18 protein-coding genes are annotated in these 16,919 nt (G+C 61.3%); 12 read left to right on the top strand and 6 right to left on the bottom strand.

What is annotated here, in order from left to right; genetic code table 11:
• The first annotated feature begins 126 nt into the window (after positions 1-126).
• Positions 127-1,380: a methionine adenosyltransferase gene (gene metK, locus ATY79_RS12605; protein ID WP_088691157.1), complete on the top strand. Its 1,254-nt coding sequence runs from the start codon at positions 127-129 to the stop codon at positions 1,378-1,380.
• A complete protein-coding gene (locus ATY79_RS12610) occupies positions 1,377-2,078 on the top strand; it encodes a tRNA (guanosine(46)-N(7))-methyltransferase TrmB (protein ID WP_088704034.1) in 702 nt (233 codons plus the stop codon). The genes metK and ATY79_RS12610 overlap by 4 nt, the downstream gene beginning before the upstream one ends.
• Positions 2,079-2,085: 7 nt before the next feature.
• Here ATY79_RS12610 and ATY79_RS12615 read toward each other — a convergent pair whose 3' ends face one another.
• Together ATY79_RS12615 and ATY79_RS12620 are read right to left on the bottom strand one after the other, a co-directional pair.
• On the bottom strand, positions 2,086-2,343 hold the full coding sequence (locus ATY79_RS12615; protein ID WP_088691155.1) for a DUF1150 family protein: 258 nt from the start codon (positions 2,341-2,343) through the stop codon (positions 2,086-2,088).
• A gap of 49 nt (positions 2,344-2,392) precedes the next feature.
• Complete coding sequence (locus ATY79_RS12620) at positions 2,393-2,824, bottom strand: Hsp20 family protein (protein ID WP_088704035.1); 432 nt, start codon at positions 2,822-2,824, stop codon at positions 2,393-2,395.
• A 261-nt stretch (positions 2,825-3,085) separates the two neighbouring features.
• Here ATY79_RS12620 and ATY79_RS12625 point away from each other — a divergent pair, with 261 nt between their 5' ends.
• Positions 3,086-4,030: a nucleoside hydrolase gene (locus tag ATY79_RS12625; RefSeq protein ID WP_088691153.1), complete on the top strand. Its 945-nt coding sequence runs from the start codon at positions 3,086-3,088 to the stop codon at positions 4,028-4,030.
• Between the two features lie 23 nt (positions 4,031-4,053).
• Here the strand turns inward: ATY79_RS12625 and grpE are convergent, their stop codons facing one another.
• Positions 4,054-4,674, bottom strand: coding sequence for a nucleotide exchange factor GrpE (grpE, locus tag ATY79_RS12630; RefSeq protein WP_088691152.1), 621 nt, complete (start codon positions 4,672-4,674; stop codon positions 4,054-4,056).
• A gap of 216 nt (positions 4,675-4,890) precedes the next feature.
• Between grpE and ATY79_RS12635 the strand changes: the two genes are divergently transcribed.
• A complete protein-coding gene (locus ATY79_RS12635; RefSeq protein ID WP_088691151.1) occupies positions 4,891-5,325 on the top strand; it encodes a GFA family protein in 435 nt (144 codons plus the stop codon).
• A 5-nt stretch (positions 5,326-5,330) separates the two neighbouring features.
• Here ATY79_RS12635 and hrcA read toward each other — a convergent pair whose 3' ends face one another.
• Positions 5,331-6,419 (bottom strand): heat-inducible transcriptional repressor HrcA, encoded by a 1,089-nt coding sequence (gene hrcA, locus ATY79_RS12640; RefSeq protein ID WP_088691150.1) that lies wholly within the window; start codon positions 6,417-6,419, stop codon positions 5,331-5,333.
• A 175-nt stretch (positions 6,420-6,594) separates the two neighbouring features.
• Here hrcA and rph point away from each other — a divergent pair, with 175 nt between their 5' ends.
• Genes rph through hemW form a run of 4 tightly spaced genes read left to right on the top strand, consistent with a single transcriptional unit; the run spans position 6,595 to position 9,590 of the window.
• On the top strand, positions 6,595-7,314 hold the full coding sequence (rph, locus tag ATY79_RS12645) for a ribonuclease PH (protein ID WP_088704036.1): 720 nt from the start codon (positions 6,595-6,597) through the stop codon (positions 7,312-7,314).
• On the top strand, positions 7,311-7,727 hold the full coding sequence (locus tag ATY79_RS12650; RefSeq protein WP_088704037.1) for a VOC family protein: 417 nt from the start codon (positions 7,311-7,313) through the stop codon (positions 7,725-7,727). The genes rph and ATY79_RS12650 overlap by 4 nt, the downstream gene beginning before the upstream one ends.
• Positions 7,728-7,734: 7 nt before the next feature.
• Positions 7,735-8,379 carry an RdgB/HAM1 family non-canonical purine NTP pyrophosphatase gene (gene rdgB / locus ATY79_RS12655; RefSeq protein ID WP_088704038.1) on the top strand — a complete coding sequence of 215 codons (645 nt, stop codon included), beginning with the start codon at positions 7,735-7,737 and terminating at the stop codon, positions 8,377-8,379.
• An 8-nt stretch (positions 8,380-8,387) separates the two neighbouring features.
• Positions 8,388-9,590, top strand: coding sequence for a radical SAM family heme chaperone HemW (hemW, locus tag ATY79_RS12660; protein WP_088704039.1), 1,203 nt, complete (start codon positions 8,388-8,390; stop codon positions 9,588-9,590).
• On the opposite strand, the gene ATY79_RS12665 is transcribed toward hemW, so the two are convergent.
• Positions 9,587-10,504, bottom strand: coding sequence for a DMT family transporter (locus ATY79_RS12665; protein WP_189638015.1), 918 nt, complete (start codon positions 10,502-10,504; stop codon positions 9,587-9,589). The genes hemW and ATY79_RS12665 overlap by 4 nt on opposite strands.
• A 216-nt stretch (positions 10,505-10,720) precedes the next feature.
• Here ATY79_RS12665 and gcvA point away from each other — a divergent pair, with 216 nt between their 5' ends.
• From gcvA to ATY79_RS12685, 4 genes are all read left to right on the top strand, one after another.
• Positions 10,721-11,605: a transcriptional regulator GcvA gene (gcvA, locus tag ATY79_RS12670; RefSeq protein ID WP_088704041.1), complete on the top strand. Its 885-nt coding sequence runs from the start codon at positions 10,721-10,723 to the stop codon at positions 11,603-11,605.
• 135 nt (positions 11,606-11,740) lie between these two features.
• Positions 11,741-13,921 carry a TonB-dependent siderophore receptor gene (locus ATY79_RS12675; protein ID WP_088704042.1) on the top strand — a complete coding sequence of 727 codons (2,181 nt, stop codon included), beginning with the start codon at positions 11,741-11,743 and terminating at the stop codon, positions 13,919-13,921.
• A gap of 5 nt (positions 13,922-13,926) precedes the next feature.
• Positions 13,927-14,676 (top strand): siderophore-iron reductase FhuF, encoded by a 750-nt coding sequence (fhuF, locus tag ATY79_RS12680; protein WP_088704194.1) that lies wholly within the window; start codon positions 13,927-13,929, stop codon positions 14,674-14,676.
• A complete protein-coding gene (locus ATY79_RS12685) occupies positions 14,673-15,800 on the top strand; it encodes an ABC transporter substrate-binding protein (RefSeq protein ID WP_088704043.1) in 1,128 nt (375 codons plus the stop codon). Before fhuF ends, ATY79_RS12685 begins: the two co-directional genes overlap by 4 nt.
• On the opposite strand, the gene ATY79_RS12690 is transcribed toward ATY79_RS12685, so the two are convergent.
• Positions 15,797-16,876: a saccharopine dehydrogenase C-terminal domain-containing protein gene (locus ATY79_RS12690; protein WP_088704044.1), complete on the bottom strand. Its 1,080-nt coding sequence runs from the start codon at positions 16,874-16,876 to the stop codon at positions 15,797-15,799. The two genes, ATY79_RS12685 and ATY79_RS12690, sit on opposite strands and share 4 nt — an antisense overlap.
• Between the last annotated feature and the right edge of the window lie 43 nt (positions 16,877-16,919).

Consider the following 16,919-nt stretch of genomic DNA (forward strand, 5'->3'; position numbering starts at 1 on the left):
TTTTTTGGGCATATTTTGCCACTTCGCCGCAGATATAAAGATATATTTATGTCCTTGTACGCTTGTTTTTCGTGTACGAACTGAGTACCTACTAGGCAGCTTTTGTTCTTTGAGGGGAATCCCGGAATGCGCGCGAATTACCTTTTCACCAGCGAGTCAGTTGCCGAAGGTCACCCGGACAAGGTGTGTGACCGGATCTCCGACGAGATCGTGGATCTGGTCTACCGCGAAGCAGCCAAGACCGGCGTCAACCCCTGGGGCGTGCGCATTGCCTGCGAGACGCTGGCAACGACCAACCGAGTCGTGATCGCCGGTGAAGTGCGCCTGCCGCCGAGCCTGATGAAAAAGGACAAGGACGGCAAGGACGTCATCAATCCTTCGAAGTTCAAGGCCGCTGCCCGCCGCGCCATCAAGGACATCGGCTACGAGCAGGACGGCTTCCACTGGAAGACGGCGAAGATCGACGTGCTCCTGCACTCGCAGTCCGCCGACATCGCCCAGGGCGTCGACAATGCCGCCGACCAGCAGGGTGACGAAGGTGCTGGCGACCAGGGCATCATGTTCGGCTACGCCTGCAAGGAAACGCCTGACCTCATGCCGGCGCCGATCTACTATTCCCACAGGATCCTGCAGCTGCTCGCCACGGCCCGCAAGAAGGGCGACGGCGAAGTTGCAAAGCTCGGCCCGGATGCCAAGAGCCAGGTGACGGTGCGCTACGTCAACGGCAAGCCCGCCGAAGTCACGTCGATCGTTCTCTCCACCCAGCACCTCGACGAAAGCTGGGACTCGAAGAAGGTTCGCGCAGTCGTCGAGCCCTATATCCTCGAAGCTCTCGGCGATCTGCCGGTCGCCGACGATTGCAAGTGGTACATCAATCCGACCGGCAAGTTCGTCATCGGCGGTCCCGATGGCGACGCGGGCCTGACCGGCCGCAAGATCATTGTCGACACCTACGGCGGCGCTGCTCCGCACGGTGGCGGCGCATTCTCCGGCAAGGACACGACCAAGGTCGACCGTTCGGCCGCCTATGCTGCCCGCTACCTCGCGAAGAACGTCGTTGCCGCCGGTCTTTCCGATCGCTGCACGATCCAGCTCTCCTACGCTATCGGCGTCGCACAGCCGCTGTCGATCTATGTCGACCTGCACGGCACTGGCAAGGGCGTGACGGAAGACCAGGTCGAAGCCGCTATCCGCAAGAACATGGATCTGTCGCCGACCGGCATCCGCCGTCATCTCGACCTCAACAAGCCGATCTACGCCAAGACCTCGGCCTATGGCCACTTCGGCCGCAAGGCCGGCCGCGACGGCTCGTTCTCCTGGGAGCGCACTGACCTCGTCAAGGCGCTCAAGGAAGCCGTTAAGGTCAAGGAAGCAGCATGACCGACATGGAACGCCGCGGACGCGCGACCGAAGCCTTCTTCGGTCGCCGCAAGGGAAAGGCTCTGCGCGAACATCAGGCAGAGCGACTGAACACCCTGCTTCCGGCGTTCCTCATCGATCTTTCAGCGGCTCCGCCCGACCCGCTGAAAACTCTCTTTCCGGTGTCGACCGAAAGGCTGCGCCTGGAAATTGGCTTCGGCGGCGGCGAGCATCTGATCCATCGTGCCGTGGAAATGCCCTTCACTGGCTTTATCGGCGTCGAGCCTTTCATCAATTCCATGCAGAAGCTGCTGACGAGCGTCGACAAAGCGGGCGCCAAGAACGTCCGTGTCTATAACGATGATGCGACGCAATTGCTGGATTGGTTGCCTGATGCCTCGATCGACCACATCGACCTGCTCTACCCGGATCCGTGGCCGAAGCGGAAGCACTGGAAGCGCCGCTTTGTATCGAAGACCAATCTCGACCGCTTCCACCGCGTCCTAAAGCCGGGCGGGCAGTTTTGCTTCGCGTCCGATATCGATACTTACGTCAACTGGACGCTACTCAAGTGCCGCGACCACGGCGGCTTCGAATGGCTCGCCCAGAATGCTGCGGATTGGCTGACGCCCTACGAGGGCTGGCCGAGCACACGCTACGAGGCCAAGGCGCGGCGCGAAGGCAGATCTTCCGCCTATCTCACATTCAAGCGCGTCTGAGCCTGCCTTAGTGCAGGCTCACCGTTTTCAGCTCATCCTCGGCAGCCTTGAAGAAGGTGCTCGAGCGGTTGTCCGTCAACAGGATCGGCGTGCCATCGGCGCCGAAAAGCGCCCATAGGTCAACGCTCGGATCGATATCCGGCGCTTCAGGGAAGCACTTGGAGACTTCTTCAGACCGCATTTTCCGGATGTAGGCGACCTCGCCGTTGCCGATACCGGCAAGTTCGGTTTTGGTCAGGTGAGAATTGGCTTCTTTCATCAACATTCCTGTACCTCCAACAGAAGGGACCAACGGCTCAAGTTGCGCCGTTGTCCTACTGTGAGACCGAAATGTTAATTTTCTTCACCATACGGCTCGGCTCTGGGCGGATGAGATCCACCGACAATAATCCGTTCTTGAGGCAGGCGCCCAGAACCTGCATCCCGTCGGCCAAAACAAAAGTCCGCTGGAACTGACGCGCGGCGATGCCGCGATAAAGGTAATCACGTTCCCCCTGATCGACTTGGCGACCCCGGATCGAAAGCTGATTTTCCTCGACCGACACGTCCAGTTCTTCTTCGCTGAACCCGGCAACGGCAAGGGTTATACGCAGCCTCTCCGGATCACCGGAGGCGCGATTGGCGGCGACGCGCTCGATATTGTAGGGGGGGTACCCGTCGCTAGCCTTCGAAAGGCGCTCAAGCGTCTTTTCCATGGCGTCGAAGCCCAAGAGCAAAGGGCTCGCGAAAGGCGTAATGCGGCTCATCGTCTTCAAGTCCTTGATTCAAGCGACCTTGCCGGACCTGAAGAACAGCATCCGATTGCCCCCAATATGGGAATTGCTGGCGACGGACGCAAGGCGGATATCCGCACTCACTGCCGGGGAGCGCGCAGGGGTCCGACCTTGACAAAGCAAGCGCCGCCTCGCATCAAAACCTGCCCGTACCGGCTGTGCCGATTTGCGACGGGAATATAAATAAACGGTGCATGCCAGGAAGACGCGCACCACGAGGATGGAACGATCGGAATGGCAGACCCTAGAAAGATCATCATCGACACTGACCCCGGCCAGGACGATGCCGCCGCCATCATGCTGGCCTTTGGCAGCCCGGAGGAACTCGCCGTTCTCGGGATCACCACCGTCGCCGGCAATGTGCCGCTGTCCTATACGAGCCGCAACGCACGCATCGTCTGCGAACTCTGTGGCCGGACCGATACGAAAGTCTTTGCCGGCGCCGACAAGCCGATCGCGCGCAAGCTGGTCACCGCCGAGCACGTGCACGGCAAGACCGGCCTCGACGGCCCTGTCCTCGACGAGCCTGTCATGCCGCTGCAGGCGCAGCATTCCGTGGATTTCATCATCGAGACACTGCGCAGCGAGCCGGAAGGCACGGTGACGCTGTGCACGCTTGGGCCACTGACCAACATCGGCCTGGCTTTCCAGAAGGCGCCCGACATCATCCCGCGTGTCCGCGAACTGGTCATGATGGGTGGCGGCTTCTTCGAAGGCGGCAACATTACGCCGGCGGCCGAGTTCAACATCTACGTCGATCCCGAGGCCGCCGACATCGTCTTCCGTTCCGGTGTTCCGATCGTAATGATGCCGCTCGACGTCACGCACAAGCTTCTGACGCGCAAGGACCGCGTCAAGCGCATGGCCGATCTCGGCACGCGCCCGGCCATCGCCATGGTCGAGATGCTGGAATTCTTCGAACGTTTCGATGTCGAGAAATATGGTTCCGACGGCGGTCCGCTGCACGATCCGACGGTTATCGCCTACCTGCTGAAGCCTGAGCTTTTCAAGGGCCGGACCTGCAATGTCGAGATCGAGGTAAAATCGGCACTGACAGTCGGCATGACCGTCGTCGACTGGTGGCACGTCACCGACCGCAAGCGCAATGCGCGGGTCATGCGTGATGTCGATGCGGACGGCTTCTTCGATCTGCTGATCGAGCGTTTCGCCCGCATCTAATGCCTATAGGGGCGCCAGAGAGATCAGGCGTCCTTCTGGTCGAAAACCGAATTGGTTTCGGACTCGACGAGCTTCGGGCCGCCCTTGGCGACGCCGACCATGGCAGGACGCAGAACGCGTTCACCGATGGTGTAGCCGGCCTGAACGACCTGTACGACCGTGTTGTTCGGCACATCAGGGTTCGGCACTTCGAACATGGCCTGATGGAAGTTCGGATCGAACTTCTGGCCGACCGGCTCCAGCTTGCGGACACCGTGGCGCTCGAGCGCAGACAGCATCGAGCGCTCCGTCATCTCGACGCCTTCGATCAGCGTTGTCAGACCGGCGTCGGCGGCAGCCTTCGCTTCCTCCGGAATCGCATCGATGGCGCGGCGCAGGTTGTCCGAGACAGCCAACATGTCTCGAGCAAAGCCAGCGGCTGAGTAGGTCTTGGCGTCCTTGACTTCCCGCTCCGTGCGGCGGCGCAGGTTATCCATCTCCGCGGCAAGGCGCAGATAGCGGTCGCGCAGCTCTGTATTCTCGCCCTTCAGAAGTTCCAGCGGATCGGGCTGTGCTGTGGCTTCGTTCTCGACGTTTGCGGCGGCGTCCGCTGCGGCTTCGACCGCGGCTGCGTCTGGTCCGTTCTTCGTCGTTTCGTCAGTCATGACGTTCTCCGGTGATTGGTGTCTTTTAGGATGTGCCCGATATCGAGCTTTGACGGGCAAAAATCAAGTCTGCGTGACCGAAAAGCACGTGATGCAGGGCAACTCGTGCAGGGTTGATCGAGAGGGCTAGCTTGACTTGCCCGCTCTAAAGTCATTTATTTTAGCCGTATCTAAATCTTTGGTGCTTCGACCTTTCCAGGTCAGGGAGCTGCTACCATGAGCGATCAGAAAAGCTATTCCGGGCGCTGCTTCTGCGGCGCCGTGGAGATTGTTGCTACCGGCGAACCGGTGGCTATGGGTTATTGCCACTGTGCCTCCTGTCGACATTGGTCGGCGGGGCCAGTCAACGCCTTCACGCTCTGGCAGCCGCACACTGTCCGCGTTACCAAAGGCGGCGAGCACGTGGAGGGCTACCAGAAGTCCGATACGAGCGTGCGGAAATTCTGCGAGTTGTGCGGCGGGCATCTCTACACCGAGCACCCCACCTGGGGCGTCACCGACGTTTACGCGGCACTTCTGCCCGATCTCGACTACACTCCGACGCTGCATGTGAACTATCAGGAAAGCGTGCTGCCTATCCGTGACGGTCTGCCGAAATACAGAGACATGCCCGCGGAGATGGGTGGCTCTGGCGACATGATGCCGGAGTAGCTGTCCTACTTCGCGCCGCGTGACAATCGTGTCATCAGCTGAGCAGTATAGTCGACCATCGGGACAATGCGTGAGTAATTGAGCCGCGTCGGCCCGATGACGCCGACGGCACCGACAATGCGGTCGTCGTCATCACGATAGGGCGCGACGATCAGCGACGAGCCGGAGAGCGAGAAGAGCTTGTTTTCCGAGCCGATGAAAATACGCACGCCCGGCCCGCTCTCGGCGAGATTGAGAAGCTCCAGCAGGCTGTCCTTCTTTTCGAGGTCGTCGAAGAGCATGCGCAGGCGGTCGAGATCGTCAGCGCCCGCGAGACCGGCGAGGAGATTGGCGCGACCGCGAATGATGAGCTGGGCCGGCTTGCCTTCGTCGGCACTGCCGGACCAGACGGCGATGCCGCGCTCGACGAGATCCTGCGACAGTGTATCGAGTTCGCTGCGCACCTCGTCCTTCAGTCGGCTTAATTCATTTCGCAGTTCCGGCAGCGTCTGGCCGGTCATGTGGGCGTTCAGGAAGTTGGCGGCCTCGGTCAATTGCGACGACGTCACGCCGGCCGGGAGCTCGATGATGCGGTTTTCCACCTGGTCGTGATCGCCAACGAGGACCGCAAGCGCCTTGGTTGGCTCAAGCCGGATGAATTCGACATGCTTGAGAACGGGATCGCTTTTCGAGGTGATAACAAGTCCGGCGCCGCGCGAAATGCCCGAGAGCATGCGGCTAGCCTCGTTCATCATCAATTCCATCGGATTGTCACGGCTTTCGGCGCGCACCTGGCGGTCAATGCTAGCGCGGTCCTCGGCCGAGAGGTCGCCGACCTGCATGAAGGCATCGACGAAAAAGCGCAGGCCCATCTGCGTCGGCAGACGACCGGCACTGACATGCGGCGAATAGATGAGGCCGAGTTCTTCCAGATCGCTCATCACGTTGCGCACGGACGCCGGCGATAGCGACATCGGCAGGATGCGCGACAGGTTGCGGGAGCCGAGCGGTTCACCCGTTTCCAGATAGCCCTCGACGATGCGGCGAAAGATTTCCTTAGAGCGTTCATCCAGCGCAGCCACTGCATCTGAAACCGACGTCGATCTGAACTCCATGAAACCTTGCGTACCCGTGCTGACGATGATCGGACAAAATATAGCCAATCTCCCCGCAGCGGCAAAAGGGAAATTGCAAATGGGCGCTGCCAATCGTAGAAGCTCTCAACACCATAGCACGCATGATTTATCCGAAGGCTGCTTGTGTCTTCGGCATGACGATTAGGAGAGTAGTATGCGGCCCTCAGGCAGAAAAACCGACCAGATGCGCAAGGTCTCTTTCGAGCGCAATTTCTCCAAGCACGCGGAAGGTTCCTGTCTGGTGAAGTTCGGCGATACGCATGTGCTGTGCACGGCTAGCGTCGAGGAAAAGCCGCCGGCATGGCTGCGCAACACCGGCAAGGGTTGGGTCACGGCCGAATACGGCATGCTGCCGCGCGCCACCGGCGATCGCATGAAGCGCGAGGCGGCATCGGGTAAGCAGGGTGGCCGCACGCAGGAAATCCAGCGGCTGATCGGCCGCTCGCTGCGCGCCGTCGTCGACCTCAAGGAGCTCGGCGAGCGCCAGATCACCCTCGACTGCGACGTCATCCAGGCTGATGGCGGAACGCGCACGGCATCGATCACCGGCGCCTGGATCGCGCTTTACGACTGCCTCAAGTGGATGGAGAGCCGCAACATGCTCAAGGTCGAGCGCGTACTCAAGGACCATGTCGCGGCCATCTCCTGCGGCATCTTCGCGAACCAGTCGGTGCTCGACCTCGACTATCTCGAAGACTCCTCGGCCGAGACCGACGCGAACTTCGTGATGACCGGAGCCGGCGGCATCGTCGAAATCCAGGGCACGGCCGAAGGCACGCCTTTCACCGACGAGGAATTTGCTTCGCTGATGGCACTCGCCAAGGGCGGTATTGCCGAGCTCGTCGCCATGCAAAAGCAGGCGATCGCCGGATGAACGACATGCTGGAAGGCATGCTGGAGACGGCGCTCTATGCCGATGATCTCGACAAGGCCGAAGCCTTCTATGAAGGCGTTCTCGGTCTTTCGAAGATCTCGCGGGGCGGCAACCGGCATGTCTTCTTCCGCTGCGGCGCCGGCGTGCTGCTGATCTTCAACCCCAAGGAAACGATCAAGCCGCCCTCGCCCACCGCGCTGCAGGTGCCGCCGCACGGAACGACGGGTGCAGGGCACGCCTGTTTCCGCGTCTCTGGGGGAAATCTCGATGTGATCGCCGCCCGGCTGAAGTCCGACGGTGTCGCCATCGAATCCGAAGTCACCTGGCCGCAAGGCGGCCGATCGATCTATTTCCGCGATCCGGCGGGCAACAGCCTCGAATGCGCTGAAGCCCGCATCTGGGGAATCGAATAGGACAATCATGCGCAAGCTCGAAACCAAGACCATCGTCGTTGCCAGCCACAATGCCGGCAAGATCCGGGAAATCCAGGACCTGATCGGCCCGTTCGGCTTCACCGCGAAGTCAGCGGCTGAACTGAGCTTCGTGGAGCCTGACGAAACTGGCACCACCTTCGAGGAAAACGCGAAGATCAAGGCGCTCGCTTCTGCTGAAGCCTCCGGGCTACCGGCGCTGTCGGATGATTCCGGCCTCGCCATCGATGCGCTTGGCGGCGACCCTGGCGTCTACACCGCCAACTGGGCCGAGAAGCCGGACGGCACCCGCGACTTCACGATGGCGATGGAAAAGGTCGAGGCAGCAATGGACAAGGCCGGCGCCTCAACGCCGGAGCAGCGCACCGCCCGCTTTGTCAGTGTGCTCTGCCTTGCCTGGCCGGACGGCCACACGGAGCTTTTCCGCGGCGAAGTCGAAGGTGCTGTCGTCTGGCCGCCGCGCGGCAGCCAGGGCTTCGGCTACGATCCGGTCTTTCAACCCGAGGGCTATGACACTACCTTTGGCGAGATGAGCGCGGAAGAAAAGCACGGCTGGAAGCCGGGCGATACAGAAGCCCTGTCGCACCGCGCCCGCGCCTTCAAGATTTTCGTCGAAACCTGCCTGGAAGCCTAAGGGCAAACGTGGACATATTGGAACAGCCTGACCTGACGCGCTATGCCGCTCTTCTGCCCGATACCGGCGAACCCGGCTTCGGCGTCTACGTGCATTGGCCGTTCTGTGCCGCCAAGTGCCCCTATTGCGATTTCAACAGCCATGTCCGCCACCAGCCGGTCGATCAGGAGCGCTTCACCGCGGCCTTCCTGAAGGAGATGGCGATGGTACGCCAATTGAGCGGACCGAAGACGGTGACGAGTATCTTCCTCGGCGGCGGCACGCCGTCACTGATGAACCCTTCGACGGTTTCGGCCATTCTCGACGGCATCGCCAAACATTGGCATGTGCCCGATGGCATCGAAATCACCATGGAGGCCAACCCGTCCAGCGTCGAGGCGGAGCGTTTCCGCGGCTATCGCGCCGCCGGCGTCAACCGTGTCTCGCTCGGCGTCCAGGCGCTGAACGACCGCGATCTGAAGTTCCTCGGCCGATTGCACGACGTTGCCGACGCCTTGAAGGCGATCAAGTTGGCGCGTGACATCTTCCCGCGCATGTCCTTCGATCTGATCTATGCCCGCCCGAACCAGACCGTCGACGAATGGGAACGCGAGCTGAAGGAGGCGATCTCCTACGCGGTCGACCACCTCTCGCTCTACCAGCTGACGATCGAGGAAGGCACGCCCTTTTACGGCCTTCACAAGGCTGGCAAGCTTATCGTTCCGGATGGCGATCAATCGGCGCTGCTCTATGAAGCGACGCAGGAAATCACCAATAGAGAAGGGCTGCCTGCCTATGAGGTGTCGAACCACGCGCGCCCGGGTGCGGAAAGCCGCCACAACCTCACCTACTGGCGCTATGGCGACTATGCCGGCATCGGCCCCGGCGCCCACGGGCGGCTGACGCGCGGCAGCATGAAGATCGCGACCGCGACCGAGCGGAAGCCGGAAAGCTGGCTCGATCTCGTCGAGCGCGACGGCCATGGCACCATCGATCAGGAGCAACTCGGCTACGAGGAGCAGGCGGACGAACTGCTGCTGATGGGGCTGCGCCTGAAGGAAGGCGTCGATCTCGCCCGCTGGCAGCAGCTTTCCGGTCGCGATCCCGACCCGAAGCGGGAAGAGTTCCTGCTGGAGCACGGCTTCATCGAGCGGATCGGCAATTCCAGGCTTCGCTGCACGCCATCAGGGATGCTGATCCTCGATTCCGTGGTCGCCGATCTCGCCTGCTAGGCAGGTCGCTTTCTGCCAAGCGAGAACAACCGCCCGTCGATCGCCGCAAGGCCAATCGCGATCATCGCCATGCCGATCAGGTGCTTGGCCTGCAGCTGCTCGCCGAGAATAGCCGCTCCGAGCAGGATGGCGCTGACGGGGATCAGGAAGGTCACGAGCATAAGGTTCGTCGCGCCCGCAGTTGCCAGGATCCGAAAGAACAGCACATAGGCAATCGCGGTCGACAGCAGGGCCAAGCCCAGCAATGCCATCCAGGTTTCGAATGATGGGGCGGCCAGCGTCCAGGGCTGGTCGACAACGAGCGCGATCGGCAGCATCAGGAGCGTCGAGGCGGTGACCTGCCCTGCGGCGGGAATGAGCGGCGCCATGCCCATCTGGCGAAAAAGGCGACCGAAGATACCGGCAAAGGAATAGGAGAGTGCCGCACCCAGCACGGCAAGCTGCGCCAGCACGTTCGAGCCGAGATCACGCAGCACATCGAAGCCGATCATATAGGCGACACCTGCAAAGCCGACGAGGACACCGAGCAGGCGGTTGCCGGTCATCTTTTCGTCGGCAGTCAGGAAGTGCGCGACAACGACGCCGAACAGCGGCGTCGTGGCATTCAGGATTGAAGCAAGGCCGCTTGCGATATGCGTCTGGCCCCAGACAATGAGGCAGAACGGGATCATGTTGTTCAGGACGCCCATGCCGAAGAAGGCCGCCCAAGCCCTGCCGTCGCGCGGCATGAAGTGGCCGGTTGCCCGGACGATCACGTTCAGCGCCAGAGCGGCGATCAGAACCCGGCCCGTGACGATCGTGAACGGCGGCAGGGTCTTCACCAGAATGCCGTTGAAGAGGAAGGAGCCGCCCCATAGCAGGGAGAGCACCAGCAGCATTCCCCACTCGGCAAAGCCCATCTGTTTCTGCTGCATCATCTTCTCCCTAGTCAGCCTGCCACCGGAATACATCCCGTCACAGGCTGCCGCCACCCGATTGTTGCGCGGCGCGGACGTGGCAATTCTCGATTTATTCTCGCTCATCACAAAGCTTGAGTCAGCTTTTGCGACGGCTTTCTTCCTGATATTATTGTGGTGTCTGCCGAGAGGCAAACGAGTCTTTCTCGATCCATGATATAGCTGCGCTAAACCATGAGTGACTATCTCCCCTCTCTTTCGGCGCTTCGAGCCTTCGAAGCTGCTGCCCGGCACCTCAGTATGACGCTCGCGGCAAAAGAGCTCAACGTCACGCCAGGCGCCGTCAGCCTGCAGATCCGCGACCTGGAGGCATCGCTTGGCGTCAAGCTGTTCGAGCGCAAGACCCGTGCGCTCGCCTTGACCGTGGAGGGTGCGGACTACTTCTCGACGCTCAGAGCTGCATTCCGTCTCGTCAGGGAAGCGACGGCTGCAATCACGGCGCGGGGACGCGGCGCCGTTCTCAACGTTACCTGCACGGCGGGATTTGCGACCTACTGGCTCGTGCCTCGTCTTGGACGTTTTGAGGCGATGCACCCTGAAATCGACGTGCGTATCAGCGCATCGCACCGCGTGCTCGATTTTCAGCGTGACGGCATCGACCTTGCAATCCGCCACGGCCTCGGCGGCTATGACGGCCTGATCAGCGAGCGGCTCGTCGATGACGAGCTCGTGCCAGTCTGTACGCCAGGGCTTGCCGCTGAACTGGGGGACCATCCGTCGCCAAGCGCGCTCACTCGTTTCCAGTTGATCCACGACGTCTATCGCCATGACTGGCAGCTCTGGCTGGAGGCGGCAGGCGCCACGGGGGTCGACCCCTCGCGCGGGCCGATCTTCATGCATGGCAACGGAGCCTATGACGCGATGAAGGCCGGGCTGGGCTTTGCCTTGATGCGACGATCGTTCCTTGAGCGGGACCTGAAGGAAGGCGCGGTGGTCACGCCCTTCCCGCTTGGCATCGCAAGCCGACTTGCCTTCCACCTCGTCTATCCGGGCCTTGCGCTGGAGCGACCGGCCGCGGCCGCCTTCCGTCGCTGGCTGCTGTCGGAGGCGCAAGCCTGAGCTGACTGTGGCCGATTTGTCATACAAATCGCAAAGTGGAGTAGATTATTCATGAAATTGGGTTTTCTTCGGGCGTTTTCTTGACTATTAAGCTCCAGATAAATCCACGATGAGCATACCCGGTGCAATAAGCCAATGAATAATCTCCGCTTTTCCTCTCGAATCCTCTCCACATCAGCATTGACGGGCGTGGCGCTCATCCATCTTCTTGCGCCAGCCGCAGCTCAGGATGCCACGGGACAGCAGCAGGACAGCGCGACGGTTCTTGAAGATATCATCGTCAATGGCGGCAGCGGCGGCGTGATCCAGGCAGACGGATATGTCGGCAAGAGCAGCGCGACAGGCACGAAGACCGACACGCCCTTCATCGAGGTGCCGCAGTCGATTTCGTCCGTGACCGAGCAGCAGTTGAAGGACCGCAACCCGCAGACCCTGCTTGATACCGTCGCCTACACGCCGGGCACGCGCGTCGGCGCTTATGGCTTCGATCCGCGTTTCGATTCGTTCTCGGTGCGCGGCTTCGACGTGACTTATACCGGGATCTTCCGCGACAACCTTCGCCAGCCCGGCGCAGGTTCGTCACTCTTCAAGACCGAGCCTTACGGCCTCGAGGGAGTCTCGATCCTCCGTGGCCCTTCCTCGGCGCTGTATGGGGCGACGGGCGCAGGCGGCCTCTACAACCTCATCACCAAGCGGCCGACGGAAGAGCCTTTTCACGAGGTTCAGCTGCAGTATGGCACCGAACAGCGCTATCAAACCCAGTTTGACGTCTCAAGTCAGGTCAACAATACGGACCCCTTCTATTATCGTCTGACGGGCCTCTACCGCGATGCCAATACAGAGCAGATCAGCGTTCCCGACGACCGCGTCTATATCGCGCCAGCCTTCATGTGGAAGCCGGACGAAGACACGAAACTCACCATTCTCGGCGAATACTCACGAACCAAGACTGGCGGCACGGCAGCGTACTACAATGACCCGGCCGGCAACGTAACGGACTTTTTTGCAGGCAATCCGGCCTTCAACGACTCGGTCCAAAACCAGGCTCGCATCGGCTACGAGTTCGAGCATCGACTGAACGATGTCCTCGTCTTCCGTCAGAACGCCCGCATCTCGACACTCAACATCGACGCCGATTGGGCCTTTGCCTACGCGCCCAACAAGGTCGATCCAAGTCTCCTCGACCGCAGCGCCGGTACGTTCGACGAGCGGCTGACGGCCTTCGTCATCGACAATCAGTTGGAAGCCCAGTTCGAAACGGGCGCGATCGACCATACGCTGCTTGCCGGCCTGGACCTGACCAAGCTGCACTGGCGCTCGCTCGATGGCCGTGGCGTCTCGCCGCCGCTAGACACCAACAACCCGACGGCAGGAGCTTTCGTTGCACCGATCGATTTCGACACGCGTACCGTCCAGGACCAATGGCAAGTCGGCACCTATTTGCAGGATCAGATCCGTTATGACACATGGATACTGACCCTTGGAGGTCGCTACGACTGGGTCTCGACGGACACCGACAATACCGACCTCAGCACGAATGCGCTGACGAGCATTTCGCAAAAGGACAAGGCATTCTCCGGCCGCATCGGCCTGGGCTACGAAACGGATTTCGGCGTCGTACCTTATGCCAGCTATTCCACCGCCTTCGCACCCAATGCCGGCATCAACCAGGAGACGGACCAGCCCTTCAAACCGACGGAAAGCGAACAGGAAGAGATCGGCGTCAAGTACCTGCTGCCGAACAGCAATACGCTGCTCACGGCAGCGCTGTTCAATATCGACCAGAAGAACAGCCTCTACTACGAGGTCGTGAACCTGCCGACCGGACCGGCCAACATACAGGTGCAGCGCGGCAAGATTCGCTCCCGTGGATTGGAACTCGAAGCAAATACGAGCCTCGACAACGGCCTGTCCCTGGTGGCGTCGTACACTTACACCGACACCGAGATCCTGGAGGGAACGACCGGGACGGTTGGCAATTCCGTTTCGTCGGTTCCGAGGCATATGGCTTCGCTCTGGGCGAACTATACCTTCCAGGAGAGTAGCCCGATCTACGGTCTCGGCATCGGTTTCGGCACTCGGTATCTCGGCAAGAGCTACACCAGCGACGCCAACACGGCCCAGAACGGTTCACGCGTCCTCTTCGACGCCGCCGTCAGCTATGATTTCGCGGCGCTCGACAAGAAATACGAGGGCCTGAGCCTGCAGGTGAACGCCACCAACCTCTTCGACCGCCGCGAGCCCGTCTGCTCGGCTGGCTTCTGCTACCGCGACCAGGGCCGCACCGTCATCGGTAGCCTGCGTTACAGATGGTGAGCTTGATGGCGAGCGCGCGGCACCATATCGCTGATCCGGACCACAGCGCCTCGGTCCTCTCGCCGGCCTTTGCTGGCGAGCATGCATGGTGCAGCGAGAAGATGGCTCTTTCCGCCGACTTGCCCGACGGGATACCGCTGCCGCTCTTCTTCGGCGATGGTGGGTTCGAGCAGGCGATTGACCGTTATGCAGAGGCCTGCGGCGACAGTGACCGGCGCGCCATCGTCTCGATGTGGTCGTTGTACTACTTCTCCGCCCTCTCCATTCCCTATGTGCTGGCTCGCCGCCTTGCCGCGCAGGAGCTTCCCGTCGCCTTCGACGGGATGACAATCGCATTGCAGGACGATGGCCTGCCACGGGCGTTCGGCGTGCCGCATCGGGGCCGGAATGCCGGAGGTCACGAGGAGGACGGCTTCGAAGCCATTGGGCCGTTGCTCGAGGAACATATCCCGGAGGCCGTCAGGAAGCTTGCCGCCTCCGGCATTTCGGCCAAGCTGTGCTGGAACAATGCCGCTGTGTATCTCGACTACGTGCTGCGGTTGACACGGCCGCCTGAAAGCCCGGATCTCACGATCTTTGTGCGCGGCTGCCTGCCCGATGGTGGCGTCAATCCTCTTTGCGGCAGCCTCCGGTATGTCGAGGAAGACGGAGAGCGTGTCGCCCGTCGGAAGATATGCTGCCTGCGCTACATGCTGCCCGGCGTCCAGAGCTGCGGCAAGCTTTGCGCTCTTCCCAGCCAGAGGAACGTGCAATGATCCCCTCCACCATTACAAGACGCGGCTTTCTCGGCGCGGCGTCTGCCATGCTTTGCGCGCCGGCTCAGCTGAAGGCCGATACGCAATGGCCGTTGACTGTAACCGATGCCGTCGGGCGGACCGTGACAATATCGAGGAAGCCGAAGTCGATCATCCTCGGCACAGGCTTCAATCTTGTCGCATTGTCGCTGATCCACCCGGATCCGGTCAGCCTGCTGGCCGGCTGGGCGACTGACATGAAGACGGATAACCTATTCATCTACGATGCCTTCCGCGGCAAGTTCCCGGCCCTCGCCGACGTCCCGCTCGTCAGCAACGGCCTGGCGGATGGCATGAACTTCGAAGCCGCCCTCTCGTTGGAGGCCGATCTGGCGGTCATGGGCATGTGGCAGGCAGAGGGTGAGCAAGGGAAACGTGCTATCGACTATCTCCAATTGACTGGCGTGCCTGTCATCGTCGTCGATTTCAATGTCGATCCACTGAAGAACACCCCGCGGGACATCCGTCTCCTTGGTCGCATCCTGGAGTGTGATCAGCAGGCTGAGAACTATGCGCAGTTTTTCGAAAAGCGGGTGCAGCGCATCAGAGCGGGAGCGACGGGGAAAGGCGAGGATGGGCCGCTGGTGCTGATGGATGCCTTCCCTAGCGCAACCCGGGGCAGCTGGGCATACGGCCGAACCGGCCTCGGCGAATTGATCACGCTTGCCGGCGGACGCAACATCGCCGACAAGAACCTGCCGCCGCAGGGCGGACCGGTGACGGCGGAGTATATCATCGCGGCGGAGCCGGACATCTATATCGCCACAGGCTCGCCGGGCGGCACCTACACCGTCTTCTCGATCGGCCCCGGCGTCGATCCTGCAGAGGCCCGTCGGTCGCTGCAGGAAACCGTCAAGGCGCCCGCCCTTGCCCCGCTGAAGGCAGTGCGCGAGGGGAACGTGCACGGCATGTGGAACTTCTTCAACGCCGTGCCGCTGAACGTACTGGCCGCCGAGGCCATCGCATCCTGGGTGAGGCCCGACCTGTTCGGCGATGTCGATCCCCTGGGCAGTCTCGCAGAGATCAACGAGCGCTTCGCCGCTGTGCCCTTCGAGGGGACATACTGGACGAGCCTGAGACGTTAGCGACCTGCCGCGCCGGTCTTGAAAAGGCTGCCGGTCGGCGTGTTCAGGAACATCTCCAGCGGAATGTATTGCTGATGCAAGAAACCGGTGGACGGCAGCAGATCGTCGCGCACCATCTCGATCACGGCAACCACCGACGCCGACGTCGTCCAGGCGATCGCGGTGCGGCGAGCGCCAGCGATCTCGATCGGATAGTAGGCGCGGACAAATTCCTTGCGGCGCAGGTTGCCGTTCTCCGTGCCCTCCGCCGCCACATGGACATAGACGACATCGTCTTCGACCGGCGGCTTGGCGTTGGTGAGGATTTCGCCGGCGAGCTTGCGCCTGTCGCGCATCAGGAGTTCATGGAAGAAGAAGTTCATCAGATCCATGTGCCCGGGATAGCGCATCGTCTTGTAGTCAAGATTCTCGACCTTGCCGAGCATGGTGTCGCACATGGTTCCGAGGCCGCCTGACGTTGTGAAGGCTTCGAGCTTGACGCCTTCGACATAGATCGTCTCGTGCCACTCCATCGGCGAGACGAGCTTGCGAATGCCCCCCTCGATCACTTCGCAGTCGTTCAGATACTCGTTGACCACGCCCTCTGGCGACCAGTTGAAGGCGTAGCCGAGGAGACCGGTCGGATGCTGCGGCAGGGCGCCAACCCGCATGCGAATGGACCGGCATTTGTCGAATCCATCCGCAAGGCTCGCCCCGACAATGCCGACGAAGCCAGGGGCGAGGCCACATTGCGGTGCCATCAGCCCGCGCGCGGTCTTGGATAGTTCGATAATGAAATTTGTGGTCGGCACGTCCTCGGTCAGGTCGAAATAGTGAATGCCCGCAAGATGCGCAGCCCGCGCCAGGCCGATGTTGAGGTGATAGGGTAGGCAGGAAAGCACCGCCTCGACGCTCGATAGCAGTTCGCCGATGACAGCAGGATCGGAGATGTCTTCACTCCTGCATTTGAACGGCAGGCCCTCCGTCGGCGCCTGAACATCGACGCCGAGAACGTCGAAGCCTCCCTCGTGCAAGAGCGTTGCGGCCAATCGCCCGACCTTGCCCAGCCCGAGAACAGCGATCCTGTCGAAACTCATCCGGCTCCCTCCCCTGTACCGCCAGCCCATGCTCCTCCAAGCC

The organism is Rhizobium sp. R693, assembly GCF_002211315.1.
Lineage (GTDB): Bacteria > Pseudomonadota > Alphaproteobacteria > Rhizobiales > Rhizobiaceae > Rhizobium.

Excerpts from the sequence above, each read along its gene's own strand:
- grpE (WP_088691152.1), bottom strand. The coding sequence starts at position 4,674 with ATGACTGACGAAACGACGAAGAACGGACCAGACGCAGCCGCGGTCGAA.
- ATY79_RS12610 (WP_088704034.1), top strand. The coding sequence starts at position 1,377 with ATGACCGACATGGAACGCCGCGGACGCGCGACCGAAGCCTTCTTCGGT.
- metK (WP_088691157.1), top strand. The coding sequence starts at position 127 with ATGCGCGCGAATTACCTTTTCACCAGCGAGTCAGTTGCCGAAGGTCAC.
- rdgB (WP_088704038.1), top strand. The coding sequence starts at position 7,735 with ATGCGCAAGCTCGAAACCAAGACCATCGTCGTTGCCAGCCACAATGCC.
- ATY79_RS12650 (WP_088704037.1), top strand. The coding sequence starts at position 7,311 with ATGAACGACATGCTGGAAGGCATGCTGGAGACGGCGCTCTATGCCGAT.
- ATY79_RS12690 (WP_088704044.1), bottom strand. The coding sequence starts at position 16,876 with ATGAGTTTCGACAGGATCGCTGTTCTCGGGCTGGGCAAGGTCGGGCGA.
- ATY79_RS12615 (WP_088691155.1), bottom strand. The coding sequence starts at position 2,343 with ATGTTGATGAAAGAAGCCAATTCTCACCTGACCAAAACCGAACTTGCC.
- ATY79_RS12675 (WP_088704042.1), top strand. The coding sequence starts at position 11,741 with ATGAATAATCTCCGCTTTTCCTCTCGAATCCTCTCCACATCAGCATTG.
- ATY79_RS12625 (WP_088691153.1), top strand. The coding sequence starts at position 3,086 with ATGGCAGACCCTAGAAAGATCATCATCGACACTGACCCCGGCCAGGAC.
- ATY79_RS12665 (WP_189638015.1), bottom strand. The coding sequence starts at position 10,504 with ATGCAGCAGAAACAGATGGGCTTTGCCGAGTGGGGAATGCTGCTGGTG.
- ATY79_RS12685 (WP_088704043.1), top strand. The coding sequence starts at position 14,673 with ATGATCCCCTCCACCATTACAAGACGCGGCTTTCTCGGCGCGGCGTCT.
- ATY79_RS12635 (WP_088691151.1), top strand. The coding sequence starts at position 4,891 with ATGAGCGATCAGAAAAGCTATTCCGGGCGCTGCTTCTGCGGCGCCGTG.
- gcvA (WP_088704041.1), top strand. The coding sequence starts at position 10,721 with ATGAGTGACTATCTCCCCTCTCTTTCGGCGCTTCGAGCCTTCGAAGCT.
- fhuF (WP_088704194.1), top strand. The coding sequence starts at position 13,927 with ATGGCGAGCGCGCGGCACCATATCGCTGATCCGGACCACAGCGCCTCG.
- ATY79_RS12620 (WP_088704035.1), bottom strand. The coding sequence starts at position 2,824 with ATGAGCCGCATTACGCCTTTCGCGAGCCCTTTGCTCTTGGGCTTCGAC.
- hrcA (WP_088691150.1), bottom strand. The coding sequence starts at position 6,419 with ATGGAGTTCAGATCGACGTCGGTTTCAGATGCAGTGGCTGCGCTGGAT.
- rph (WP_088704036.1), top strand. The coding sequence starts at position 6,595 with ATGCGGCCCTCAGGCAGAAAAACCGACCAGATGCGCAAGGTCTCTTTC.